Annotated in this window: 21 protein-coding genes and 1 pseudogene; 6 read left to right on the top strand and 16 right to left on the bottom strand. The window is 57.6% G+C overall.

Annotated features, from left to right (window positions below):
* Positions 1-136: 136 nt before the first annotated feature.
* From sucD to sdhC, 9 genes are all read right to left on the bottom strand, one after another.
* The gene (gene sucD / locus QFW87_RS08585) at positions 137-1,018 is read right to left on the bottom strand and encodes a succinate--CoA ligase subunit alpha (protein WP_008148605.1); all 882 of its coding nucleotides are present in this window, start codon (positions 1,016-1,018) and stop codon (positions 137-139) included.
* Complete coding sequence (sucC, locus tag QFW87_RS08580; RefSeq protein ID WP_008148602.1) at positions 1,018-2,184, bottom strand: ADP-forming succinate--CoA ligase subunit beta; 1,167 nt, start codon at positions 2,182-2,184, stop codon at positions 1,018-1,020. Before sucC ends, sucD begins: the two co-directional genes overlap by 1 nt.
* A gap of 199 nt (positions 2,185-2,383) precedes the next feature.
* Positions 2,384-3,820 (bottom strand): dihydrolipoyl dehydrogenase, encoded by a 1,437-nt coding sequence (gene lpdA, locus QFW87_RS08575; RefSeq protein WP_095130080.1) that lies wholly within the window; start codon positions 3,818-3,820, stop codon positions 2,384-2,386.
* Between the two features lie 110 nt (positions 3,821-3,930).
* Entirely contained in the window at positions 3,931-5,151 is a 1,221-nt protein-coding gene (odhB, locus tag QFW87_RS08570; RefSeq protein WP_010456848.1) for a 2-oxoglutarate dehydrogenase complex dihydrolipoyllysine-residue succinyltransferase, read from the bottom strand.
* Positions 5,152-5,193: 42 nt separating this feature from the next.
* A complete protein-coding gene (locus tag QFW87_RS08565) occupies positions 5,194-8,025 on the bottom strand; it encodes a 2-oxoglutarate dehydrogenase E1 component (RefSeq protein ID WP_283183612.1) in 2,832 nt (943 codons plus the stop codon).
* A 276-nt stretch (positions 8,026-8,301) separates the two neighbouring features.
* Positions 8,302-9,006, bottom strand: coding sequence for a succinate dehydrogenase iron-sulfur subunit (locus QFW87_RS08560; protein WP_140893366.1), 705 nt, complete (start codon positions 9,004-9,006; stop codon positions 8,302-8,304).
* 11 nt (positions 9,007-9,017) lie between these two features.
* Positions 9,018-10,793, bottom strand: coding sequence for a succinate dehydrogenase flavoprotein subunit (gene sdhA / locus QFW87_RS08555; RefSeq protein WP_208671896.1), 1,776 nt, complete (start codon positions 10,791-10,793; stop codon positions 9,018-9,020).
* A gap of 3 nt (positions 10,794-10,796) precedes the next feature.
* The gene (gene sdhD / locus QFW87_RS08550) at positions 10,797-11,165 is read right to left on the bottom strand and encodes a succinate dehydrogenase, hydrophobic membrane anchor protein (RefSeq protein WP_007945134.1); all 369 of its coding nucleotides are present in this window, start codon (positions 11,163-11,165) and stop codon (positions 10,797-10,799) included.
* The gene (gene sdhC, locus QFW87_RS08545; RefSeq protein WP_033053500.1) at positions 11,159-11,533 is read right to left on the bottom strand and encodes a succinate dehydrogenase, cytochrome b556 subunit; all 375 of its coding nucleotides are present in this window, start codon (positions 11,531-11,533) and stop codon (positions 11,159-11,161) included. Before sdhC ends, sdhD begins: the two co-directional genes overlap by 7 nt.
* A gap of 363 nt (positions 11,534-11,896) precedes the next feature.
* Here sdhC and gltA point away from each other — a divergent pair, with 363 nt between their 5' ends.
* Complete coding sequence (gene gltA, locus QFW87_RS08540; protein WP_282377548.1) at positions 11,897-13,186, top strand: citrate synthase; 1,290 nt, start codon at positions 11,897-11,899, stop codon at positions 13,184-13,186.
* Positions 13,187-13,459: 273 nt separating this feature from the next.
* Complete coding sequence (locus tag QFW87_RS08535) at positions 13,460-14,764, top strand: IS4 family transposase (protein ID WP_283190267.1); 1,305 nt, start codon at positions 13,460-13,462, stop codon at positions 14,762-14,764.
* 146 nt (positions 14,765-14,910) lie between these two features.
* Here QFW87_RS08535 and QFW87_RS08530 read toward each other — a convergent pair whose 3' ends face one another.
* From QFW87_RS08530 to QFW87_RS08520, 3 genes are all read right to left on the bottom strand, one after another.
* Positions 14,911-16,569, bottom strand: coding sequence for a cation acetate symporter (locus tag QFW87_RS08530; RefSeq protein ID WP_283190266.1), 1,659 nt, complete (start codon positions 16,567-16,569; stop codon positions 14,911-14,913).
* Positions 16,566-16,877, bottom strand: coding sequence for a DUF485 domain-containing protein (locus QFW87_RS08525; RefSeq protein ID WP_017337238.1), 312 nt, complete (start codon positions 16,875-16,877; stop codon positions 16,566-16,568). Before QFW87_RS08525 ends, QFW87_RS08530 begins: the two co-directional genes overlap by 4 nt.
* Positions 16,878-17,129: 252 nt before the next feature.
* Complete coding sequence (locus tag QFW87_RS08520) at positions 17,130-17,981, bottom strand: glycine betaine ABC transporter substrate-binding protein (RefSeq protein WP_283183609.1); 852 nt, start codon at positions 17,979-17,981, stop codon at positions 17,130-17,132.
* A 300-nt stretch (positions 17,982-18,281) separates the two neighbouring features.
* Here QFW87_RS08520 and QFW87_RS08515 point away from each other — a divergent pair, with 300 nt between their 5' ends.
* Positions 18,282-19,877, top strand: a complete 1,596-nt coding sequence (locus QFW87_RS08515) for a beta (1-6) glucans synthase (protein ID WP_283190265.1) — start codon at positions 18,282-18,284, stop codon at positions 19,875-19,877.
* A 93-nt stretch (positions 19,878-19,970) separates the two neighbouring features.
* Here the strand turns inward: QFW87_RS08515 and QFW87_RS08510 are convergent, their stop codons facing one another.
* On the bottom strand, positions 19,971-20,339 hold the full coding sequence (locus QFW87_RS08510) for a hypothetical protein (RefSeq protein ID WP_046054321.1): 369 nt from the start codon (positions 20,337-20,339) through the stop codon (positions 19,971-19,973).
* Positions 20,340-20,563: 224 nt separating this feature from the next.
* On the opposite strand from QFW87_RS08510, the gene QFW87_RS08505 reads away from it, so the two are divergent.
* Both QFW87_RS08505 and QFW87_RS08500 read left to right on the top strand, forming a co-directional pair.
* The gene (locus QFW87_RS08505; protein WP_283183607.1) at positions 20,564-21,862 is read left to right on the top strand and encodes a serine/threonine protein kinase; all 1,299 of its coding nucleotides are present in this window, start codon (positions 20,564-20,566) and stop codon (positions 21,860-21,862) included.
* Complete coding sequence (locus QFW87_RS08500) at positions 21,855-22,643, top strand: VacJ family lipoprotein (protein WP_283183606.1); 789 nt, start codon at positions 21,855-21,857, stop codon at positions 22,641-22,643. Before QFW87_RS08505 ends, QFW87_RS08500 begins: the two co-directional genes overlap by 8 nt.
* Before the next feature lie 87 nt (positions 22,644-22,730).
* On the opposite strand, the gene QFW87_RS08495 is transcribed toward QFW87_RS08500, so the two are convergent.
* Positions 22,731-23,645 (bottom strand): DUF808 domain-containing protein, encoded by a 915-nt coding sequence (locus QFW87_RS08495; RefSeq protein ID WP_283190264.1) that lies wholly within the window; start codon positions 23,643-23,645, stop codon positions 22,731-22,733.
* A gap of 134 nt (positions 23,646-23,779) precedes the next feature.
* Between QFW87_RS08495 and QFW87_RS08490 the strand changes: the two genes are divergently transcribed.
* On the top strand, positions 23,780-24,385 hold the full coding sequence (locus tag QFW87_RS08490; protein ID WP_283183604.1) for a TetR/AcrR family transcriptional regulator: 606 nt from the start codon (positions 23,780-23,782) through the stop codon (positions 24,383-24,385).
* A gap of 115 nt (positions 24,386-24,500) precedes the next feature.
* On the opposite strand, the pseudogene QFW87_RS08485 reads toward QFW87_RS08490, so the two are convergent.
* Both QFW87_RS08485 and QFW87_RS08480 read right to left on the bottom strand, forming a co-directional pair.
* Positions 24,501-24,959: pseudogene (locus QFW87_RS08485) on the bottom strand (transposase).
* A 142-nt stretch (positions 24,960-25,101) separates the two neighbouring features.
* Complete coding sequence (locus QFW87_RS08480; RefSeq protein ID WP_095127742.1) at positions 25,102-25,542, bottom strand: heme-binding protein; 441 nt, start codon at positions 25,540-25,542, stop codon at positions 25,102-25,104.
* Positions 25,543-25,800: the final 258 nt, after the last annotated feature.

Below are 25,800 nucleotides of genomic sequence, written 5' to 3'. Positions count from 1 at the left end.
TGTCGCGTTTACATATCTAAATTTCCTACCTCCGCACAGATCGTTCCCACACGGGAGCGTGGGAACGATCACCAGAAACGACAAAGGCCACCCGAGGGTGGCCTTTGTTTGGTGAAGCGTCAGATAAGCGCGAAGCTTACTTGATCGCCCAACCGGTCAGCTCGGACAAAGCCTTGCCGATGTCTGCCAGCGAACGCACGGTTTTAACACCTGCGTCTTCCAGGGCAGCAAACTTCTCGTCTGCAGTGCCTTTGCCGCCAGAGATGATTGCGCCAGCATGGCCCATGCGCTTACCCGCAGGGGCAGTCACACCAGCGATGTAGGAAACAACCGGCTTGGTCACGTGTGCCTTGATGTAGGCAGCCGCTTCTTCTTCAGCCGAACCGCCGATCTCACCGATCATCACGATCGCTTCGGTCTTCGGGTCTTCCTGGAACAGCTTCAGGATGTCGATGAAGTTCGAGCCTGGGATCGGGTCACCGCCGATGCCGACGCAAGTCGACTGACCGAAACCGGCGTCAGTAGTCTGCTTGACAGCTTCGTAGGTCAGGGTGCCGGACCGGGAAACGATACCGACCTTGCCTGGCAAGTGAATGTGACCTGGCATGATGCCGATCTTGCATTCGCCTGGAGTGATCACGCCTGGGCAGTTAGGACCGATCAGGACTACGCCCAGCTCGTCGCACTTGACCTTGGCATCCAGCATATCCAGGGTAGGAATGCCTTCAGTGATGCAAACGATCAGCTTGATGCCGCCGAATGCTGCTTCCAGGATGGAGTCCTTGCAGAAAGGAGCTGGAACGTAGATCACGCTGGCGGTGGCGCCAGTGGCAGCTACAGCATCTTTCACGGTGTTGAACACTGGCAGACCCAGGTGCTCGGTGCCGCCTTTACCAGGTGTTACGCCACCCACCATCTTGGTGCCGTATTCGATGGCTTGCTGGGTGTGGAAACTACCTTGCGAACCGGTAATACCCTGGCAGATAACTTTGGTGTCTTTATTGATCAGGACGCTCATTATTTGCCCTCCGCAGCTTTGACAACTTGTTGAGCAGCGTCGGTCAGGCTGGTAGCAGCGATGATGTTCAAACCGCTTTCTGCCAGTACTTTAGCGCCCAGCTCAGCGTTGTTGCCTTCAAGGCGAACAACAACCGGGATTTTCACGCCGACTTCTTTCACAGCGCCGATGATGCCTTCGGCAATCATGTCGCAACGAACGATGCCGCCGAAGATGTTGACCAATACTGCAGCGACGTTAGTGTCGGACAGGATGATCTTGAACGCTTCGGTAACGCGTTCTTTGGTAGCACCGCCGCCCACGTCGAGGAAGTTGGCTGGTTTGCCGCCATGCAGGTTGACGATGTCCATGGTACCCATGGCCAGGCCAGCACCGTTGACCATGCAACCGATGTTGCCTTCCAGTGCTACGTAGTTCAGTTCGAACTTGGCAGCGTGCGCTTCGCGCGGATCGTCTTGCGACGGATCGTGGAAAGTCTTCAGCTTAGGCTGACGGTACATGGCGTTGGCGTCGATGTTGATCTTGGCGTCGAGGCAATGCAGATCGCCGTCAGCCTTGATCACCAGCGGGTTCACTTCCAGCAGGGCCAGGTCGTGATCCTTGAACAGCTTGGCCAGGCCTACGAAGATCTTGGCGAACTGAGCAACTTGCTTGCCTTCCAGACCGAGCTGGAATGCCAGCTCGCGACCCTGGAATGGCTGAGCGCCAACCAGTGGATCGATAGTGGCCTTGAGGATTTTCTCAGGGGTGTCGTGAGCGATTTTCTCGATGTCCACGCCACCTTCGGTGGAAGCCATGAACACGATGCGACGGCTCGAACGGTCAACGACAGCGCCCAGGTACAGCTCTTTAGCGATATCAGTGCACGACTCAACCAGGATCTTGGTGACTGGCTGACCATTGGCATCAGTCTGGTAAGTCACCAGACGCTTGCCCAACCACTGTTGAGCAAATGCTTTGGCGTCTTCTTTGCTACGAACCAGCTTGACGCCGCCCGCTTTACCGCGACCACCTGCGTGAACCTGGGCTTTGACAACCCATTCGGTCCCGCCGATTTTGTCGCACGCTTCTGCTGCTGCTTCCGGGGTGTCTACGGCGAAACCCTGGGATACTGGCAGGCCGTATTCGGCGAACAGCTGCTTACCCTGATACTCGTGAAGATTCATGCTTATTACCGTCTTCGTTAGGTACTGCGCATTCGGTGCTGCACTTGTTCAAGTGCCGCACCACCTGTGACTGCTGCTTGCGTAGGTGTTCCGGATAACCGGTGAACTACGCAAGGCTGCGTCCGGCGGACATTCCGCGGTGAGTCTTGCACGCAAGGCTCACGACGGGCCTTCCGCCGTGGTTTCTTATTGTCTTGTCTTAACGCTTCTTGCGGTTGGCGATGTGAATGGCGCCGCCATTCACCGCCAGAGCAGCTTCATGCAAGGCTTCGGACAGGGTCGGATGGGAGAAAACCATCATGCCCAGGTCTTCGGCACTGGTGCCGAACTCCATACCGATCGCGCCCTGCTGAACCAGTTCTGCAGCGCTCGGGCCAATCACGTGGACGCCCAATACGCGGTCAGTCTTGGCATCAGCAATGACTTTCACAAAACCGCCGGTGTCGTTGGCTGCCATGGCACGGCCACTGGCTGCGAACGGGAAGGTGCCAACGTTAACTTCAACACCTTCAGCCTTCAAGACCTGCTCGGTTTTGCCAACCCACGCGATTTCCGGGTGAGTATAAATAACAGACGGGATCAGGTCATAGTTGATCTGGGCTTTGTGGCCCTTGATGCGCTCAACCACCATGATGCCTTCTTCGGACGCCTTGTGCGCCAGCATCATGCCGCGAACCACGTCGCCTATCGCGTAAACGCCCGGAACGCTGGTGGCGCACTGGTCGTCAACGAAAACGAAGCCACGTTCGTCGATGTTCACACCGCTGTCAGCTGCCAGCAGCTCGGTGGTCACCGGACGGCGACCAACGGCAACGATCAGCTTGTCGAACGTGATGTTCTGTTCGCCATTGGCATCGGTGTAGTTCACGACAACTTCGTTGCCGTTCACTTTGGAACCGGTGACGCGAGCGCCCAGCTTGATGTCCAGACCTTGTTTGGTCAGGGTCTTGTAGGCTTCTTTGGAAACGGCGTCGTCAGCCGCTGGCAGGAACTTCTCCAGCGCTTCCAGAACAACCACTTCGGAACCCAGACGGGACCAGACCGAACCCAGTTCCAGACCGATTACGCCAGCGCCGATAACGCCCAGACGTTTTGGAACCGATTGGAATTCCAGTGCGCCAGTCGAATCGACGATCACGTTCTGATCAACCGGAGCTGGTGGAATGTCGATCGGACGCGAGCCCGAAGCCAGAATCACGTTCTCGGCTTCGATGATTTCGACGGTGCCGTCTGGCTTGGTCAGTTCAACTTTCTTGCCGGCCAGCAGTTTGCCGTGGCCTTGCAGGGAAGTGACGCCGTTCGCCTTGAACAGGGTGGCAACGCCAGAGGTCAGGCCTTTGACGATGTTGGCTTTACGGCCAACCATTGCCGCCACGTCCATGGTCACGCCAGCGTGATTGATACCGTGGATCGCGAAGCCTTCTTTGGCTTCCTTGTATTTCCAGGAGCTGTCCAGCAGCGCCTTGGATGGAATGCAGCCGACGTTCAGGCAAGTACCGCCGAGGGCCAGTTTGCCTTCCTTGTCGGTGTATTTCTCGATGCAGGCAGTGGAGAGGCCCAGTTGCGCTGCTTTAATGGCAGCCACGTAGCCGCCAGGGCCCGCGCCAATCACTACCACGTCGAATTTCTGAGTCATGTGTCATTCCTTCTCGAATCAAACCGGACGGGCCCTTTTGAGGACCGTCGTGGGACGAAGCTGGTCATTACAGAAGGGCCGTCCATCACTGGACGGCCCGTGCAACGAAATCAGATATCCAGCAGCAAACGAGCCGGGTCTTCCAGCAAGTTCTTGATGGTAACCAGGAAGGTCACAGCTTCTTTGCCATCGATCAGACGGTGATCGTAGGACAGAGCGAGGTACATCATCGGACGGATAACAACCTGACCGTTGATCGCCATAGGACGCTGCAGAATGTTGTGCATGCCCAGAATAGCCGCTTGCGGCGGGTTGACGATCGGGGTCGACATCATCGAACCGAAGGTACCACCGTTAGTGATGGTGAACGTACCGCCGGTCATCTCGTCCATCGACAGTTTGCCGTCACGAGCCTTCTTGCCGAAGGTGGCGATGCCGCCTTCGATTTCCGCCAGGCTCATCAGTTCGGCGTTACGCAGAACCGGTACAACCAGACCGCGGTCGCTGGAAACAGCAACACCGACGTCAGCGTAGCCGTGGTAAACGATGTCAGCACCGTCGATTGACGCGTTGACAGCCGGGAAGCGTTTCAGCGCTTCGGTAGCAGCCTTGACGAAGAACGACATGAAGCCCAGGCGCACGCCGTTGTGGGACTTCTCGAACAGGTCCTTGTACTTCGAACGCAGGGCCATGACTTCGGTCATGTCGACTTCGTTGAAAGTGGTCAGCATCGCCATGTTCGATTGAGCTTCAACCAGACGCTTGGCGACGGTGGCCCGCACGCGGGTCATCGGTACGCGCTTCTCGATGCGATCGCCGGCAGCGAACACTGGAGCAGCAGCGGCAGGAGCAGCAGCCTTGGCAGGCGCGGCAGCCGGAGCGGCTTTCTTGGCAGCTACAGCGGCAACAACGTCTTCCTTGGTCACACGACCGCCTTTGCCAGTGCCGGCAACGGAAGCGATGTTGATACCGTTTTCTTCAGCCAGCTTGCGAGCAGCCGGTGCAGCAACAGGATCATCTTCGCCTTCAGCGGCAGGAGCAGCAGCTTGTGCAGCGGCCGGAGCAGCGGCAGCAGCTGGAGCGGCAGCAGCGCCGCCCGCTTCGATGGAGCCCAGGACTTCGTCGGACAGAACGGTGTCGCCTTCGTTCTTGACGATAGCGCCCAGCACGCCATCAGCGGTGGCCAACACTTCCAACACGACTTTGTCAGTTTCGATGTCGACGATCAGGTCATCGCGCTTGACGGCGTCGCCCGGCTTTTTGTGCCAGGTGGCAACGGTGCCATCGGCAACCGATTCCGGGAAAGTGGGGGCTTTGATTTCGATAGCCATTATCTGTGGGTCCTTAAATTCGGTTTCAGGTGCGCGAAGGCGTTAAACAGTAAAGGCGTCTTGCAGCAGTTTTTCCTGCTGCTCAGCGTGCATCGATGCATAACCACAAGCAGGTGCAGCGGAAGCATCACGACCGGCGTACTCGAGAAAGAGTGCTTTGTTGTGATTGCCAACGATGCGGCGCATGTGGTGTTGGCTGCAGTACCAGGCACCCTGGTTCATCGGCTCTTCCTGACACCAAACGATATGTTTGAGGTTGGTGTACGGAGCCAGGACTTCGTTCAAGTCGTCCTCAGGGAATGGGTACAGCTGCTCGATACGCACGATGGCGATGTCATCACGACCTTCGGCACGGCGTTTTTCCAGCAGGTCGTAGTAGACCTTGCCGCTACACAGAACAATGCGCTCGACCTTTTTCGGGTCCAGGGTATCGATTTCCGGGATAACGGTCTGGAACGAACCTTCGGCCAGATCTTCCAGGGTCGAGATGGCCAGTTTGTGACGCAGCAGCGACTTCGGCGTCAGGACGATCAACGGCTTGCGCAGCGGGCGAATCACCTGGCGACGCAGCAAGTGGTAGATCTGAGCCGGCGTAGTCGGCACGGCTACCTGAATGTTGTGCTCGGCGCACAGTTGCAGGTAACGCTCCAGACGAGCCGAAGAGTGCTCCGGACCCTGACCTTCATAACCGTGCGGCAGCAGCATGGTCAGACCGCAGAGACGGCCCCACTTGTGCTCGCCACTAGTGATGAACTGGTCGATAACCACTTGGGCACCGTTGGCGAAGTCACCGAACTGGGCTTCCCAGATCACCAGCGCCTCAGGCGTGGTGGTCGAGTAACCGTATTCGAACGCCAACACGGCTTCTTCGGACAGGAACGAATCGTACAGGTCGAAACGTGGCTGGCCCTTGTACAGGTTTTGCAGCGGGACGTAGGTACCCGCGTCTTTCTGGTTGTGCAAGACAGCGTGACGGTGCGAGAACGTACCACGACCGATGTCCTGACCCGTCATGCGGATCGGGTGACCTTCGAACGCCAGGGTCGCGTACGCCATGGTTTCGGCGTAACCCCAGTTGATCGGCAGGCCGCCGGCTTGCATTTTCTGACGGTCTTCGTAGATTTTCGAGACCTGGCGCTGAACCACGAAGCCTTCTGGAATTTCCAGCAGCTTGGCGGACAGTTCCTGCAAGGTTTTCAGATCGAAGCGAGTGTCGTGACGCGCGGTCCAGGCGTGGCCCAGATACGGACGCCAGTCCACGAACAACTCTTTGTTCGGCTCTTTGACCAGGCTTTTTACAACATGCAGACCGTTGTCCAGCGCATTGCGGTATTCGTCGACTTTCGCCTGAACACGCTCTGCGTCGAGCACACCGCCCTGAGTCAGACGATCGGCATACAGCTCACGGGTGGTGCGCTGTTTGGTGATCTGCTGATACATGATTGGCTGGGTGCCGCTTGGCTCGTCGGCCTCGTTGTGGCCACGACGACGGTAGCAGACCAGGTCGATCACCACGTCACGCTTGAACTGCATGCGGTAGTCGATGGCCAGCTGGGTCACGAACAACACGGCTTCCGGATCATCACCATTCACATGGAGGATCGGCGCCTGGATCATTTTCGCAACGTCGGTCGCGTACTCGGTGGAACGCGAGTCCAGCGGGTTGCTGATGGTGAAACCGACCTGGTTGTTGATCACGATGTGCACGGTACCGCCGGTCTTGAAACCGCGGGTCTGCGACATCTGGAAGGTTTCCATGACCACGCCCTGACCGGCAAATGCCGCGTCACCGTGGATGGAGATCGGCAGAACCTTCTCGCCGGTAGGGTCGTTACGACGATCCTGACGGGCGCGAACCGAACCCTCGACCACCGGGGAAACGATTTCCAGGTGGGACGGGTTGAACGCCATGGCCAGGTGAACTTCACCGCCAGTGGTCATCACGTTGGACGAGAAGCCCTGGTGATACTTAACGTCACCGGAACCCAGCTCGACCTTCTTCTTGCCTTCAAACTCGTCGAACAGCTCGCGCGGGTTCTTGCCGAAGGTGTTGACCAGCACGTTGAGACGGCCACGGTGGGCCATGCCGATAACGATTTCCTTGGTGCCGTAGGAACCGGAACGCTGGATCAGCTCGTCGAGCATCGGAATCAGGCTCTCGCCGCCTTCCAGACCGAAACGCTTGGTACCCGGGTATTTGGTACCCAGGTATTTTTCCAGACCTTCGCCGGCGGTGACGCGCTCGAGCAGGTGGCTCTTGATGTCGGCGGAGTACGTTGGACGGCCGCGCACGCTTTCCAGACGCTGCTGGAACCACTGGCGCTGCTCGGAATCGGTGATATGCGTAAATTCAGCGCCGATGGTGCGGCAATATGTCTGCTGCAACGCTTCGTGAATTTCGCGTAGGCTCGCCTCCTCTTTGCCGATGAACAGGTCGCCGGCACGGAAGGTCGTATCAAGATCGGCATTGGTCAAGCCGTAGTGATTGATCGACAGGTCTGCAGGTGCAGGACGCTGCCACAGCCCCAGCGGGTCAAGCTGGGCTGCCTGGTGGCCACGCATACGGTAGGCCTGGATCAATCGCAGCACTTCAACTTGCTTCTTCTCGTGCTCACTGCTCACGCTGCCGGCGGAAACCGGTTGGGCGCGGCGCTGGTTCTTTGCCAGCAAGACGAAATGATCGCGAATTGTGGAGTGCGAAACATCGGTGGCAGTGTTGCCGTCAGCAGGCAACTTCTGGAAGTAGGTGCGCCACTCTTCTGGCACAGCGTTAGGGTCGTGCAGGTAGAGCTCGTAGAGCTCTTCCACATAGGCAGCGTTACTACCGGATAGGTAGGCGCTGTTCCACATGCGCTGCATCACGCTTTCTTGCATGCTTGGTCACCCTCGGTTAGGGGAACACCACCGGCGTCGACACCGAGCACACTTGCAGAAGTCCAAATGCAGCGACTAAAACAAGCCACTTAGGATCACGCTGATAGTCCGGGTACCAGCCCGGATGCCCCTGCTTGTCTCATTTCTTCAAAATAAGAGCCGCAGCCTTATAAGCTGCTGCTCAGGTTAAGACTACGGCGCCGGTTGAAGCCTGCGCCGTAGCATCTACGGGTACAGCGGTACTACATTTACAACAGCCGGGTTACGGCAGCTGAATCACACGCCGCTTTGCAGCAGCATGTTACGTACGTGACCGATGGCCTTAGTCGGGTTCAGGCCTTTCGGGCAGACGTTGACGCAGTTCATGATCCCGCGGCAGCGGAATACGCTGAACGGGTCATCCAGTGAAGCCAGACGCTCGGCAGTCTTGGTGTCGCGGCTGTCTGCCAGGAAGCGATACGCTTGCAGCAGAGCAGCTGGACCCAGGAACTTGTCCGGGTTCCACCAGAAGGACGGGCAAGAGGTCGAGCAGCAAGCGCACAGGATGCACTCGTACAGACCGTCGAGCTTTTCACGCTCTTCAGGGGTCTGCAGACGTTCGATGGCCGGAGCCGGCGTGTCGTTCTGCAGGTATGGCTTAACCTTCTCGTATTGCTTGTAGAAGATGCTCATATCGACGACCAGGTCACGGATAACCGGCAAACCTGGCAGAGGACGAACGATCAGCTTGTTACCTTTTACAACAGCAGACAGCGGCGTGACGCACGCCAGAGCGTTTTTGCCGTTGATGTTCATGCCGTCGGAACCGCAAACACCTTCACGGCAAGAGCGACGATAGGAGAAACCTTCGTCCTGCTCTTTGATCAGGGCCAGGACGTCCAGCACCATCAGGTCTTTACCACCGGTATCGACCGTAAATTCCTGCATGAACGGCGCAGCGTCCTGATCAGGGTTGTAGCGATAAACACTGACTTGCAACATGGCGGCCACCCTTAATAAGTCCGAATCTTAGGTTCAAAAGTCGGAACGGTCTTCGGCGAGAAGTTCACAGCACGCTTGGTAACGCGCTTGTCACCCGGGAAGTACAGGGTGTGGCACAGCCAGTTTTCGTCGTCGCGATCTTCGTAGTCTTCACGGGCGTGAGCGCCGCGGGACTCTTTGCGGATCTCTGCGGCGATGGCGGTAGCTTCGGCCACTTCCAGCAGGTTCTGCAATTCAAGAGCTTCGATACGAGCGGTGTTGAACGCCTGGCTCTTGTCGTTGATCTTGACGTTGGCGATACGGCCACGCAGATCAGCCAGCTGAGCAATACCCTTCTGCATGTATTCGCCGGTACGGAACACACCGAAGTAGTTCTGCATGCAGCTTTGCAGCTCTTTACGCAGGGTGGCGACGTCTTCGCCTTCGGTACGCGAGTTCAGGCCATCGAGACGTGCCAGGGCAGCGTCGATGTCGGACTGGCGAGCGCGGGTGTAGTCGACGCCTTCTTTCAGGGTCTGTTCCAGGAACAGGCCGGCAGCACGACCGAATACCACCAAGTCGAGCAGCGAGTTGCCGCCCAGACGGTTGGCACCGTGAACCGATACGCAGGCCACTTCGCCTACTGCGAACAGGCCCGGGATGATCTGGTCAACGCCGTTTTCATCCTGAGTGATTGCCTGACCATGAATGTTGGTCGGCACGCCGCCCATCATATAGTGGCAGGTTGGAACGACCGGAATCGGCGCTACGGCTGGATCGACGTGGGCGAAGGTCTTGGACAGTTCCATGATGCCTGGCAGACGACTGTGCAGAACTTCTTCACCGAGGTGATCGAGTTTCAGCATTACGTGGTCGCCATCCGGACCGCAACCGTTGCCGGCGATGATTTCTTTAACCATCGAGCGAGCAACAACGTCACGACCAGCAAGGTCTTTGGCGTTCGGAGCATAACGCTCCATGAAACGCTCGCCGTGCTTGTTGATCAGGTAACCGCCTTCACCGCGGCAGCCTTCAGTAACCAGTACACCGGCGCCGGCGATGCCGGTTGGGTGGAACTGCCACATTTCAATGTCTTGTACCGGCACGCCAGCACGCAGAGCCATGCCGACGCCGTCACCGGTGTTGATCAGGGCATTGGTGGTGGACGAGTAGATACGACCTGCACCGCCAGTCGCCAGTACAGTGGCGTTAGCGCGGACGTAGGAGGTTTCGCCGGTTTCGATGCAGATGACGATCATGCCGACAAAGGCACCATCTTCGTTCTTCACCAGGTCGACACCGTAGTATTCGTTGAGGAACACGGTGCCGGCCTTCAGGTTGGCCTGGTACAGGGTGTGCAGCAGTGCATGACCGGTACGGTCGGCAGCGGCGCAAGTACGTGCAGCCTGGCCGCCTTTACCGAAGTCTTTCGACTGTCCGCCGAACGGACGCTGATAGATGCGACCTTGTTCAGTACGGGAGAACGGCAAGCCCATGTGCTCGAGTTCGAAGACCGCTTCCGGGCCTACGGAACACATGTATTCGATAGCGTCCTGGTCACCGATATAGTCGGAACCCTTGACGGTATCGTACATGTGCCAGCGCCAGTCATCGTTCGGATCTGCCGAAGCGATGGCGCAGGTGATACCACCCTGGGCGGAAACAGTGTGCGAGCGAGTCGGGAAAACCTTGGTAACTACGGCAGTCTTGTGACCACCCTGTGCCAGCTGCAGAGCAGCGCGCATACCAGCACCGCCGCCGCCAATAATGATGGCGTCGAACGAAAGCGTATTAACTGTAGTAGACATGAATCAGATACCCCAAAGAATCTGCACACCCCAGACGAAGTAAGCGAACATCGCGACGCCGCATACCGCCTGGAAGAGGAAACGTATTGCAGTCGCGGACTTGCCGAACGCCATTGGCGTCAGGTAGTCGGTCGCGATGGTCCACATGCCGACCCAGGCGTGAGCGCCGAGGGCAACGAGGGCCAGGAGACTGAAAATACGCATCCAGTTGCTTGCGAACAGTTCATGCCATTGGGCGTAGCCGATGCCAGGGTTGGCAACGACGTATCCGATCAGGAAGATGAAATAAGCCGCGAGAACGACCGCAGAAACACGTTGTGCCATCCAGTCATAGAGGCCCGAACGCGACAGGTTCGTGACGTTAGTTACCATATCCAAACTCCTGCCAGAACGATTACCACCACGGAAACGGCGATAACGATTTTCGAGCCCAGTTTGCCGCCTTCAAGCGACTCGCCGATGCCCATGTCCATCATCAAATGGCGCACACCGGCAACCAAGTGATACAGCAAGGCGGACAGGATGCCCCATGTCACTAGCTTGGCTAGCGGACTGGTCAGACACGCTTTCACCTGACCGAAGCCTTCTTCCGAGTCGAGCGACTTGTCCAATGCATAAAGCATGATGGCCAGGCTGACAAAGAGGATGATTCCGGAGATTCGGTGAAGAATGGACGTGTAAGCAGTGACTGGGAGTTTGATGGTCCTTAGGTCTAGGTTTACAGGTCGTTGGCTATTCACGGCTTTTTTTCACACTGAAGAGCCCCTAACAATCAGGGCAAAGTTGTTGGGGAGTGCACTGGTCAGGTACCCACCACCCAGGGAGTGCGACCCCCAGTAAAGCAGGCCCAAAAGCCCCTGGCGGTCGGAGGCCGAGTATAGACAGTTAGGCTACTAATGACAACGCAATCGCCTTCCCCTAATAGCTCATTGCACAAGTCGTATAAAAGGCGTAAATGGCAGTCAATTTCGAGGAAAAAGTCCGGTTAAAGCCTTCTGGAGCAAGACTTTAGGCAAATTGACATTCGAATTTATCTCACTATAGTGGTGCGGGCCCTGCGTGGGGGGTCTGTCTGATGATTTCAAGCATAAATAGGAGGCCACATGGCTGACAAAAAAGCGCAGTTGATCATCGAGGGCGCAGCCCCCGTCGAGCTGCCCATTTTAACCGGCACCGTTGGTCCCGATGTAATTGATGTTCGGGGCCTGACGGCCACGGGCCGTTTCACCTTTGACCCGGGTTTCATGTCGACCGCTGCCTGCGAGTCGAAGATCACCTATATCGACGGTGACAACGGGATCCTGCTGCACCGCGGCTACCCGATCGAACAGCTGGCTGAAAAATCGGACTACCTGGAAACCTGCTATCTGCTGCTCAACGGCGAACTGCCGACCGCAGAACAGAAAGCCCAGTTCGTCAGCACCGTGAAGAACCACACCATGGTTCACGAGCAGCTGAAAACTTTCTTCAACGGTTTCCGTCGCGACGCCCACCCGATGGCCGTCATGTGCGGTGTAGTCGGCGCCCTCTCGGCCTTCTACCACGACTCCCTGGACATCAATAACCCGCAGCATCGCGAAATCTCCGCGATTCGCCTGGTTGCCAAGATGCCAACCCTGGCAGCGATGGTTTACAAGTACTCCATGGGCCAACCCATGATGTACCCGCGCAACGACCTGACGTACGCGGAAAACTTCCTGCACATGATGTTCAACACTCCGTGCGAGATCAAACCGATCAGCCCGGTACTCGCCAAGGCCATGGACAAGATCTTCATCCTCCATGCCGACCACGAGCAGAACGCATCGACTTCCACCGTACGCCTGGCTGGCTCTTCGGGCGCCAACCCGTTCGCCTGTATCGCCGCCGGCATCGCTGCACTGTGGGGCCCTGCCCACGGCGGCGCGAACGAAGCTGTTCTGACCATGCTCGATGAAATAGGCGATGTGTCGAACATCGACAAGTACATCGCCAAGGCCAAGGACAAGAACGACCCGTTCAAACTGATGGGCTTCGGTCACCGGGTTTACAAAAACCGCGACCCACGCGCAACAGTCATGAAGCAGACCTGCGACGAAGTGCTGAAGGAACTGGGCATCACCAACGATCCGCAACTCGAACTGGCCATGCGCCTGGAAGAGATCGCCCTGACCGACCCGTACTTCATTGAACGCTCGCTGTACCCGAACGTCGACTTCTACTCGGGGATCATCCTCAAGGCGATCGGCATTCCAACCAGCATGTTCACCGTGATCTTCGCTTTGGCGCGGACTGTCGGCTGGATCTCCCACTGGAAAGAAATGCTCTCCAGCCCGTACAAGATTGGCCGTCCGCGCCAGTTGTACACCGGCTACGAGTCGCGTGACATCACCAAGCTGGAAGACCGCAAATAAGACCTGTCTTGCGATAACGTCTTAAAGTTGCACCGGGAACGGCCTCTATGTAGATAGAGGCCGTTTCTGTTTGTGCTGGTTCAGCGGCCTGAAGGCCGACTGGGTCTTTGGTCGTGTACATATCCGTTGCTGCGGTAACGGCTGATTATGGTTTCGCTTTTACAGCCAGCCCTTTCAAGGTCTTTGATAAAATCCTCAAAACTCCAGTCAGGACGGCGAGACGATGTGGGCAGAGGTTTAGCGCGGTTCGAGAAAAAAGCACCGGCCAGTGTCATGGCCAAATTGGTTTTGGAGCAGGCCGTTGCGGCAGAGTGGGTTGATCAGGTGTTCGAAGAACATCGTCAGCGCCAGTACCCGCGCGAGCTTTTGTTTTCGACCATTATTGAGCTGATGTCCCTTGTTTCTCTGGGTTTGCGGCCCTCCCTACACGCCGCCGCGCGGCAGATGGAGGATCTTCCCGTCAGCCTGGCGGCGCTTTATGACAAGGTCAGCCGAACCGAACCTGCGCTGTTGCGCGCGTTGGTAACTGGTAGCGCGCAGCGCCTGGCTCCGACGATTCAAGAATTGGGTTGCTCGGCCATTTTGCCTGGCTGGCAATTACGCGTCGTCGACGGCAACCATCTGCCTTCCAGCGAAAAACGTCTGGGCGCTTTGCGCCGCCAACGAGGTGCTGCCCGCCCTGGTTTTTCGGTCGTGGTTTACGACCCTGATCTCGACCAAGTCGTCGACCTTCAGCCCTGTGAAGATGCCTATGCCAGCGAGCGCGTCAGCGTGCTGCCGTTGCTGGAAAAGGCCACGGCGGGCCAGCTATGGATGGCTGATCGGCTCTACTGCACGCTCCCGGTCATGGAGGCCTGCGAAGATGCCGGCGCTTCATTCATCATTCGCGAACAAAGCAAGCATCCACGCCTGCTTAAAGAAAGCGACTGGCAGGAGCCTGTCCCGGTCGCAACCGCCAGCGTGCGCGAGCAAACCATCGAAGTAAAAGGCGGACGCCAGTGGCGGCGTGTCGAACTGAACCTGCAAAACCCCACCGAATCCGGCGACACCACGCTGTCCTTCTGGAGCAACTTGCCCGACACCATCAGCGCAGAGCAGATCGCCGATTTGTACCGACGTCGCTGGAGTATTGAAGGGATGTTCCAGCGTCTGGAATCGGTGCTGGACAGTGAAATCGAAACCTTGGGCAACCCCAAAGCCGCCCTGCTGGGGTTCGCGTCCGCCGTGTTGGCTTACAACGTTTTGTCCGTGCTTAAACGCAGTGTCGAACAGGCTCATTGCCAGACCCAACCCGAGGGCTGGGAAGCGTCGATCTTTCACCTGACGGTACAGGTTCGCAGCGGTTATGAGGGTATGCAAATAGCCTTGCCGCCAGAGCACTTATCCCTCCCCATCCCCGCAGGAGGGCTGGCTCAGTACCTGCTGACGCTAGGCCGAAACGTCCAGCCCAAAGCGGTCGCCAAAAGCAAACGAAGTCCGAAGGTGCTCAAGTCCAAAGAATGGCTGGAGGGTAAGGCAGTGAATGCCCACGTGTCGACGGATCGGGTGCTCAAAGCCGCGAAAGTCAAAAGACCTTGAAAGGGCTGGCTGTAAAAGCGAAACCATAATCAGCCGTTACCGCAGCAACGGATATGTACACAATCAAACCGCCCAACAAAAAAAGCCCCGATCTCTCGACCGGGGCATTTCTGTTTAACGCAGCTTATATAAGCAAACCTGAAACCTTAGTGAGAAACCGCCCCACTCGCCCCCAAGCCCGTCTGCGAACGAACAAACTGAGGGAAGAACAGCGCCCGCTCATTGTCAGCCGCGGTCGACTTGTCTGTAATCGAGAAGAACCAGATCCCGATAAACGCAATGGCCATGGAGAACAGCGCCGGGTACTCATACGGGAAGATAGCCTTCTCGTTATGCAGGATCTGCACCCAGATGGTTGGCCCAAGCACCATCAAACCAACGGCACTGATCAGACCCAACCAGCCGCCGATCATCGCACCACGCGTGGTCAGATTCTTCCAGTACATGGAAAGCAGCAGCACCGGGAAGTTACAGCTCGCCGCGATGGAGAACGCCAGGCCCACCATGAACGCGATGTTCTGGCTTTCGAACAGAATGCCCAGACCGATCGCCAGCACGCCCAGAAAGATGGTGGTGATTTTCGAGACGCGGATCTCGTCCTTGTCGTTGGCCTTGCCCTTCTTGATCACGCTGGCGTAAAGGTCGTGAGACACCGCCGTAGCGCCGGCCAGCGTCAAACCAGCCACTACAGCCAGAATGGTTGCGAACGCGACTGCCGAGATGAAGCCCAGGAAGATACTGCCACCGACCGCGTTAGCCAGGTGCACCGCCGCCATGTTGTTGCCGCCCAACAGCGCGCCAGCAGCATCTTTAAAGGCAGGGTTGGTGCTGACCAGCAGGATCGCGCCGAAGCCGATGATGAACGTCAGGATGTAGAAGTAGCCAATGAAGCCGGTTGCATACAGCACGCTCTTGCGAGCTTCTTTCGCGTCACTCACGGTGAAGAAGCGCATCAGAATGTGCGGCAGGCCAGCGGTACCGAACATCAGTGCCAGGCCAAGGGAGAACGCGGAGATCGGGTCTTTCACCAGACCGCCGGGGCTCATGATCGCCTCACCTTTAGGGTGAACCTTGATCGCCTCGGAAAACAGCGCATTGAAGTCGAAGTTGACGTGCTTCATCACCATCAGCGCCATGAACGAGGCACCGGACAGCAGCAACACTGCCTTGATGATCTGCACCCAAGTGGTCGCCAGCATGCCGCCGAACAACACGTACATGCACATCAGGACACCGACCAGGATCACTGCAATGTGATAGTCGAGACCGAACAGCAGTTGAATCAGCTTGCCGGCACCGACCATTTGCGCGATCAGGTAGAACGCCACCACCACCAGCGAGCCGCAAGCGGACAACGTGCGGATCTGGGTTTGCCCAAGGCGATAGGACGCCACGTCGGCAAAGGTGTATTTACCCAGGTTACGCAGGCGCTCGGCGATCAGGAACAGAATGATCGGCCAGCCCACCAGGAACCCGATCGAGTAGATCAGGCCGTCGTAGCCGGAAGTGAACACCAGGGCGGAAATACCCAGGAAGGACGCCGCCGACATGTAGTCACCGGCAATCGCCAGACCGTTCTGGAAGCCGGTGATCTTGCCACCCGCCGCATAGTAGTCGGCTGCCGAATTGTTGCGCTTGGAAGCCCAGTAGGTGATGCACAGGGTCAAACCGACGAACGCTACGAACATCAAAATCGCAGAGACGTTAAGCGGTTGTTTGTTGACTTCACCAGTCAGGGCTTCAGCGGCCCAGGCACCAGGCGCGAAAGCTGCGATGCTCAATAGAGCCATTAGACGCCGGATCATTGCTGAGCCTCCTTGAGAATCGCATTGTTCAGGTCGTCGAATTCGCCATTGGCGCGTCGTACGTAGATTGCAGTCAGGATAAAGGCCGAGAGAATCAACCCGACACCAATCGGTATCCCCCAGGTAATCGAAGACTCGGGGCTAATTTTTGCCCCCAGAATATGCGGCCCGTAAGCAATCAAAAGGATGAAACCGGAGTAAAGCCCAAGCATGATCGCCGAAAGAATCCAGGCGAACCTTTCTCGCTTACTAACCAGCTCCTTGAAGCGCGGGCTGTTTTGAATCGAGAGGTAAATGCTGTCGTTCATTGTTTTTATCCTCGCAGCACAGATGAAGTTGGAACGTTATCCACTCTATGCGGCTGCGGAACTGGTTCCAGACGACCTTAGTATTAGAACGACATGACAGTTTTGTTCCCCCTGTAGGAGCACGGCTTGCCGGCGATGGCAATTTTGAGGGCGCCATCGCTGGCAAGCCGTGCTCCTACGGAAATGCAAAAGGCCGCTTGGAAGCGATACCAAGCGGCCCTGTAAAGTGCTGACTAGACGCGTCAGTTCAAATCATTTGGTCCAGTCTGCAACGCGTTCCGGGTGTTTGGCCACCCACTCCTTCGCGGCGGCTTCAGGTTTGGCACCGTCCTGAATGGCCAACATGACTTCGCCGATTTCGTCTTTCGACGCCCACTGGAAGTTCTTCAGGAACTTGGCAACTTCCGGAGCCTTGGTTGCCAGTTCTTTGCTGCCGATGTTGTTTACGGTTTCAGCCGCGCCATAAACGCCTTTCGGGTCGTCCAGGAAGCGCAGTTTCCACTTGGCGAACATCCAGTGCGGCACCCAACCGGTGACAGCAATGGATTCGTTTTTCTTCTCGGCACGGGTCAGCTCGGCAATCATGCCGGCGCCGGAACTGGCCTTGAGTTGATAGCCGGTCAGATCGTAGTCCTTGATTGCCTGCTCGGACTTGAGCATTACGCCCGAACCGGCGTCGATGCCGACGATACGACTTTTGAAGCTGTCGTCGGTTTTCAGATCGGCAATACTTTTAGCTTTGACGTACTCCGGCACGATCAGGCCGATTCTCGCGTCCTTGAAGTTCGGACCGTAATCGACGACTTGATCCTTGTTCTTGGTCCAGTATTCACCATGAGTCACAGGCAGCCATGCAGACATCATGGCATCGAGTTTGCCAGTGGCCACGCCCTGCCACATGATCCCGGTGGCGACTGCTTGCAGTTTCACGTCATAACCGAGTTTCTGCCTGATCACTTCAGCGGCCACGTTGGTCGTGGCGACACTGTCCGACCAGCCGTCGACATAACCGATAGTCACTGCCTTGCCTTCGGCGCTGACTACAGTAGAACTGATCGCCAGCACCAAAGCGGCACCTGCGCCCAAGAGTCGTCGCATCTTCATCGTTACTTCCCCGAAAGTGCTGCGCTCGACGGATGCCGAGTCGCGTCAACGTATTGTTATGGTGCACAGCGCCCCCATCACGCCCACCGCAAACTCATCCGAACATCAGCGCGATTTATCTATGAGAGCACTGATGCGTCGATAATCAACCTCACGACAATGGCGTCCTTCTCTGCCAGCGACCTCAAGGCATCGAGAAACGACATCAGAACGCCATTAATCTAGACCACCGGAAGTCCGCCGGCCAATCCGCCCAAACTTTGCATGTCAAAAGTATGCAGGCCACCAAGCACGCGGCAAATGAAGGTAACATGCGCGGCTTTGCTCCCAGACGGCCTGACCATGCCCGCGACATCACGCTTTCCTTTTTTTGCTTATCTATTCGCCTGCCTGTTGGGGCTTTTTGCCCTCGGTGGCTTCTGGTACGGCCTCGGTAAACCGGTGGTGCTGCCGGACGTGGCCAGCGCGACGCACAAGCTGCAATGCGCCTCCTACACCCCGTTCGACAAGGACCAATCGCCGTTCGATCAGCCGTTCAAACTGCGCCCCGAGCGCATGGACGCCGACCTCGCGCTGCTGGCCAAAAGCTTCGAATGCATCCGCACCTATTCCATGACCGGCCTCGAAGCCTTGCCCGCCCTGGCGCGCAAGCACGGGCTGAAGCTGATGATCGGCGCCTGGGTCAACAGCAACCCGGTGGACACCGCCAAGGAGGTCGACCTGCTGATCGCCTCGGCCAACGCCAACGCGGACGTGGTGACCTCAGTGATCGTCGGCAACGAAACCCTGTTGCGCAAGGAAATCACCGGCGCGCAGTTGGCCAAGCTCATTGATAAAGTCAAAAGCCAGGTCAAACAACCTGTCACTTACGCCGACGTCTGGGAGTTCTGGCTCAAGCACCCGGAAATCGCCCCGGCGGTGGACTTCCTGACCATCCATTTGTTGCCGTACTGGGAAGATGACCCGTCGAATATCGACGCCGCCCTGCAGCATGTGGCCGAAGTACGTCAGGTGTTCGGCAACAAGTTCGCACCCAAGGACGTGATGATTGGCGAAACCGGCTGGCCCAGCGAAGGCCGTCAGCGTGAAACCGCCCTGCCGAGCCGGGTCAATGAAGCCAAGTTCATTCGTGCTTTTGTCATCATGGCGGAGCAGCAAGGCTGGCATTACAACCTGATCGAAGCCTTCGACCAGCCGTGGAAACGCGCCAGCGAAGGTGCGGTCGGTGGTTACTGGGGGCTGTTCGATGCCGATCGCCAGGACAAAGGTGTGCTCGCCGGTCCGGTGTCGAACGTGCCTTACTGGACCCAGTGGCTGGTGGTGGGTGGTTTGATCTTCCTTGGCACGTTGATCCTCGGCGGCCGTGTACGCAGCACTCGCGCAGCGCTGGTTCTACCGCTGCTGGGTGCGCTGGCCGCTTGCTCGATTGGCGCCTGGGGCGACTTGGCCCGTGTCACTACGCGGTTTACCAGTGAATGGTTGTGGGTCGCTTTGCTGACGGCTTTGAATGTGTTGGTGCTGGCGCATGCGGCACTGACGCTGAGCGCTCGCACTGATTGGCGCGGACGGGCGTTCAATGCGCTGGAACGTCGGGCGGGCTGGTTGCTCGCTGTGGCCGGGTTTGCCGCTGCGGTGACGATGCTGGAGCTGGTGTTCGATCCGCGTTATCGCAGCTTCCCGAGTGTCGCATTCATCCTGCCGGCGCTGGTCTATCTGTGCCGCCCGGTGAGCGTGCCGCGTCGGGAGATTGCCCTGCTGACCTTCATCATCGGTGCTGGCATTGCGCCGCAGCTGTATCGTGAAGGTTTGCAGAATCAGCAGGCCTGGGGTTGGGCGCTGGTGAGTGTGTTGATGGTTGCAGCGTTGTGGCGCAGTTTGCGGGTTCGCAAAGGATAATCATCAAGCAAGATCAAAAGATCGCAGCCTGCGGCAGCTACAGGGAAACGCGTATTCCTGTGTGGAGCTGCCGCAGGCTGCGATCTTTCTGTGTCAGGCGACGCGGTTTTCCCGAACCAACCGCAACCCGGCAATCACCACCGCAAAAACAGCCAATGTCGTGTTGTACAACGCCAGCGCCGGAAACCCGAACACCAGCGCGAGCACGGCCAACCACCACCCTGCCCGGCCCGGTAGCACAAAACCGATAACGGCTGCCGCCAATGCCGCGAAGCCCAAGACATTGAAGTGAATCATCAGGCCCAGGCTCGAACGAACCTGGCATTCCCAGCGACTCGCTTCGTCCACGCAGATGCCGACCCATTGAGCATCCTCCATAAAGCCATAACGCGCGCCATAACTGGCGGCCAGCCATAACGGCAGGAGAACGAGCAGCAGAATCACAGGCAGACGGCGGGACATGAAGCACTCCAATAAACGAAAACGGCGGCCAGCTTAATCCCCCGCCAGCGGTAAGCAAACGCATGTAAGAGATAATTGGTCACGAAATAGCTGCAAAGTGTATCGTCCAGCTACTATTACTCCGAAATTAGTCCTGATTGGTGCCGATCCATGGCACTTTGGCGCAAACCCCGTGGTCATAGCCTGCGAACTTCATTCGGCACCTTTCTCTAAGAGATCTAGTCATGCTCCGTTCCTTGCGCTTCGCCGCCCTGTTTGGCGGCCTTATTTTGAGTGCGTCCGCACTGGCGGTCGACATCGACGCCGCCAGTTATGGCTATCCCTTGACCAACCCGTTCGAGGCGACCATTGCCACGACACCGCCGCACTTGCGCCCGGAGTTGCCGCTGGATGACGACATCAATCAGGCCGACCGCAGCGTCAGGTTGCGCCCGGAGCGTGAGTTCGACCTGCCGGATAACTTCTGGCCGGTGAAAAAACTCACCTATCGCATCGCCACCCAGGACAAAGCCGCACCGTTGATCTTCCTGATCTCCGGCACCGGCGCGCGCTATGACAGCAGCCTCAACGAGTACCTGAAAAAGCTCTACTACAAGGCCGGCTACCATGTGGTGCAACTGTCGTCGCCCACCAGCTTCGACTTCATGAGCGCCGCCTCACGCTTCGCCACACCCGGCATCACCAAGGAAGACGCCGAAGACATGTACCGGGTAATGCAGGCTGTGCGGGCACAAAACCCGAAAGTCCCTGTCACTGATTACTACCTGACCGGCTACAGCCTGGGCGCACTGGACGCGGCATTCGTCGCGCACCTGGACGAAACCCGCCGCAGCTTCAACTTCAAGAAAGTCTTGCTGCTCAACCCGCCGGTCAACCTCTACACGTCGATCACCAACCTGGACAAGCTCGTCCAGACAGAGGTCAAGGGCATCAACAACACCACCACTTTCTACGAGCTGGTGCTGGACAAACTGACCCGTTACTTCCAGCAGAAAGGCTACATCGACCTCAACGATGCGCTGCTCTACGACTTTCAGCAGTCCAAGCAGCACCTGAGCAACGAACAGATGGCCATGCTGATCGGCACCTCGTTCCGCTTCTCGGCCGCCGACATTGCTTTCACCTCGGACCTGATCAACCGGCGCGGCCTGATCACGCCACCGAAATACCCGATCACCGAAGGCACCACCCTCACGCCGTTCCTCAAACGCGCGCTGCAGTGCGACTTCGACTGCTACCTCACCGAACAGGTCATCCCGATGTGGCGCGCCCGCACCGACGGCGGCAGCCTGCTGCAACTGATCGACCAGGTCAGTTTGTATGCGCTCAAGGATTACCTGCATGACAGCCCGAAAATCGCCGTCATGCACAACGCCGACGACGTGATCCTCGGCCCTGGCGACCTCGGTTTCCTGCGCAAGACCTTTGGCGATCGTTTGACCGTTTATCCACTGGGCGGCCATTGCGGCAACCTTAATTACCGCGTCAACAGCGACGCCATGCTGGAGTTCTTCCGTGGCTAAACACCTCCTGCTTATCGCAGCGTTACTCTGTGCAGGCGTCGCCAATGCCGACAACAGCAAAGCCAACGCACCGGTTGTCATCGACAGTGACGGCTTCAAGGAGCCGCTGAGCAAACTCAAAATCAACCCGGGGCTGGATCAGCGCGAATTCGAACGCTCGACGCTTAACGCGCTGAACGTCTACGACCCGCTGGAAGAGTGGAACCGCCGCGTCTACCACTTCAACTACCGCTTCGACCAATGGGTGTTCCTGCCAGTGGTTGACGGCTATCGCTACATCACACCGAGTTTCCTGCGCACTGGCGTCAGCAACTTCTTCAACAACCTCGGTGATGTGCCGAACCTGTTGAACAGCTTGCTGCAGTTCAAGGGGCAGCGCTCGATGGAAACCACCGCGCGCCTGCTCCTCAACACCACCGTCGGCATCGCCGGCCTGTGGGACCCGGCCACTGCCATGGGTCTGCCGCGCCAGAGCGAAGACTTCGGCCAGACGCTGGGTTTCTACGGTGTACCCAGCGGCGCCTACTTCGTGTTGCCGATCCTCGGCCCTTCGAACATCCGCGACACCGGTGGCCTGGTGGCGGACTTCAGCGCGGAATCGGCAATCAACTTCCTGAACGTCTCCGAAGTCAGCTCCAACCATCCTGAGGTCTGGCTACTGCGCGGCGTCGACAAGCGTCACCAGAATAGCTTCCGCTATGGCCAGCTGAACTCGCCGTTCGAGTACGAGAAAGTGCGCTACGTGTACACCGAGTCGCGCAAGTTGCAGATCGCCGAGTAAATCCATCGGCAACAAAAAAGGCCGTTCGATGCGAATCGAATGGCCTTTTTCATTTCTAGACTTTCCACAAATCCTCTGTGGTTGTCTTCAGCCTTTCACTGCTTTCCAGAGCTTGCTGGCAACCATCACACCCGCCAACACCACCGCCCCCGCCACAATCCCCGCCACCGCATTCAGCAACGTCGGCACGATAAACCCAGCACCGCCCGCCCCTGCGCTGACACTCTCAATCCAGTGATGAACCACCGGCACGCCGTGGGTGAGTATTCCGCCACCCACCAGGAACATCGCCGCCGTGCCGATCACCGACAGGCTTTTCATCATGTACGGCGCCGCACGCAGGATCCCGCCGCCAATGCTTTTGGCCATCTGTCCAGGCTTCTGAGTCAGCCACAAGCCGAGGTCGTCGAGTTTGACAATGCCGGCCACCAGGCCATACACGCCAATGGTCATGACGATGGCAATGCCCGAAAGCACGATGACTTGTTGGGTCAGCGAAGCATCAGCCACGGTACCCAGAGTGATGGCGATGATTTCTGCAGAGAGAATGAAGTCGGTGCGGATGGCGCCTTTGATCTTGTCCTGCTCGAACGCCACCAGATCGACCGCCGGATCAGCCACGGCCTCGACCAGTTCGGCATGTTCGGCCTGGTCTTCAGCCTTGCTGTGCAAGAATTTATGGGCCAGTTTTTCGAAACCTTCGAAACACAGGTACGCGCCACCGATCATCAACAACGGCGTGACCAGCCAGGGAATGAACGCGCTGATGGCCAACGCCGAGGGCACCAGGATCAGCTTGTTGAGAAACGAGCCCTTGGCCACCGCCCATACCACCGGGATTTCCCGCTCAGCACGCACACCGGAAACCTGTTGGGCATTGAGCGCCAAATCGTCGCCGAGCACGCCAGCAGTCTTCTTGGCGGCCATTTTGGTCATCAACGCCACATCGTCGAGTACCGCGGCGATGTCGTCGATCAGCAACAGCAAACTGCTTCCTGCCATGAATCAGGTTTCCTTCTTGATTGAATGCCGCGCAGCATAGCGCGGCCGGGGACCGCACGGGGCATTCTTGAGCGCCGCGCGAGGCCGGTGCTACCATGCGCAACCGCCAGAACAGGCAAGGAACCCCCTGGTTTATGAGCACCATCCGCGAGCGCAACAAAGAACTGATCCTGCGTGCCGCCAGTGAAGAGTTTGCCGACAAGGGCTTCGCTGCGACCAAAACCAGTGACATCGCAGCCAAGGCGGGATTGCCCAAGCCCAACGTCTACTACTACTTCAAATCCAAGGAAAACCTCTACCGCGAGGTCCTGGAAAGCATCATCGAACCGATTCTGAAGGCCTCGACACCGTTCAACGCCGACGGCGTGCCCAGTGAAGTGCTGAGCGGCTACATCCGCTCGAAAATCCGCATCTCCCGCGACCTGCCCTTCGCCTCCAAGGTGTTCGCCAGCGAAATCATGCACGGCGCCCCGCACCTGAGCGCGGATCTGGTTGAACGACTCAACGGCCAGGCCAAGCACAACATCGACTGCATCCAGACCTGGATCGATCGCGGCCAGATTGCCCCGATCGACCCCAACCACCTGATGTTCAGCATCTGGGCCGCGACCCAGACCTATGCCGACTTCGACTGGCAGATTTCCGCAGTGACCGGAAAGGCCAAGCTCGATGAGGCTGATTATGAAGCGGCGGCGCAGACGATTATCCGGTTGGTGCTCAAGGGGTGTGAGCCGGACTGATACACCGTGGCGCGCCCATCGCCAGCAGGCTGGCTCCCACAATGGATCTCTGACACTCAGATAATCCACCTGTGGGAGCCAGCCTGCTGGCGATGGGGAGGACTCGGTTTTTGGATCAAACCCAGATCGCATCCCACAGCGGATAGTCGCCAAGCCGCTCGACCAACCCGGCCCGCAACGGGTTAGCCACAACATACCGGGCAACCTTTACCAAGTCCTCTTAACGACGCAGCGCTCGATCATGAAAACTTCGCTGCCAAAGACTGGCCCTACGGCCGGCAGACAGATTCACTGCCTTGGTACTCAAAGACTTGGTCTTTTGCATCAGTCCGCACAGCGACCCCCGCTGCAATTCGATCAGCCAATGAAAATGATCCGGCATGACGACCCAGGCCAGTGAGTTTGCACAACCTTGGTCCTGCGCAGCGCGAAATTGCGAGACGACTAATCTGCCCAAGGTGAAGTCCTTGAAAACAGGTTCTCGCTCGAGTGTGTTTGTCGTTAAGAGATAGATGCGGTTTTGCTCGGCATAGCGGCCGATGCGCAGACGGTTTGAAGCTGGTAAATCCGGCATTCCATTGCCCTTTTCATGATGAAATCAAAAAAAGCCTAGTCTTGTGATGACTAAAAGGCGGGGGCAGACTTTTGGCAGGATGTGTCTGGCAGAGCACCATCGCCAGCAGGCTGGCGATAGCGGTAGATCAATCACCCAATAATCAAGCAGTCACCCCGGCATCCGCCTGCAACCCCAACGCCTCAATCGCGTTGATCGCACATTGCTCATCAACATCAGAAAGATCACCGCTGATACCAACAGCCCCGAGCACATTCCCGTCCTGATCCCGAATCAATACACCGCCCGGTGCCGGCACAACGCTGCCTTGCCCCAGACTGTTCAAAGCGGCGATAAACGCCGGTCGTTGCTGTGCGTCCAGCGCCAGCAGGCGTGAACCTTTGCCCAGGGCGATGGCGCCCCAGGCTTTGCCGATGGCGATCTGCGGGCGCAGCAGGCTGGCCCCGTCTTCACGCTGCAGGGTGACCAAGTGTCCACCCGCATCCAGTACTGCGATGGTCAATGGAGCCGCCGAGATTGCACGCCCGGCGGAGATAGCCTGATTGGCCAGGTTAACTGCGACTTTCAAGGTTAAAGCGCTCATGGTGCCGTCCTCATTTTGTTATAGGGAAAGCTGCTGGACTGCGTTTTGTTCAGAAGTCCGATGCAACAAATAGAACACAATGAGTTATTTTTTTGTATACAATAATTCTCGAAAAGCGCCACATGCGACGAAACGCCACAGTAGATCGGGCTTCCGACGAATGAAACGGCCGCTTGAGAAAATGGATTGACCTGCGCCGTCCGCCGTGAATACACTCTGCGCAAAGCCACTTGTATACAATTACAAAACGTAAGAGGC

Source organism: Pseudomonas sp. PMCC200344, assembly GCF_030053095.1.
In the GTDB taxonomy this organism is placed as follows: domain Bacteria; phylum Pseudomonadota; class Gammaproteobacteria; order Pseudomonadales; family Pseudomonadaceae; genus Aquipseudomonas; species Aquipseudomonas svalbardensis.
This window is presented reverse-complemented; position numbering and strand designations above follow the sequence as displayed.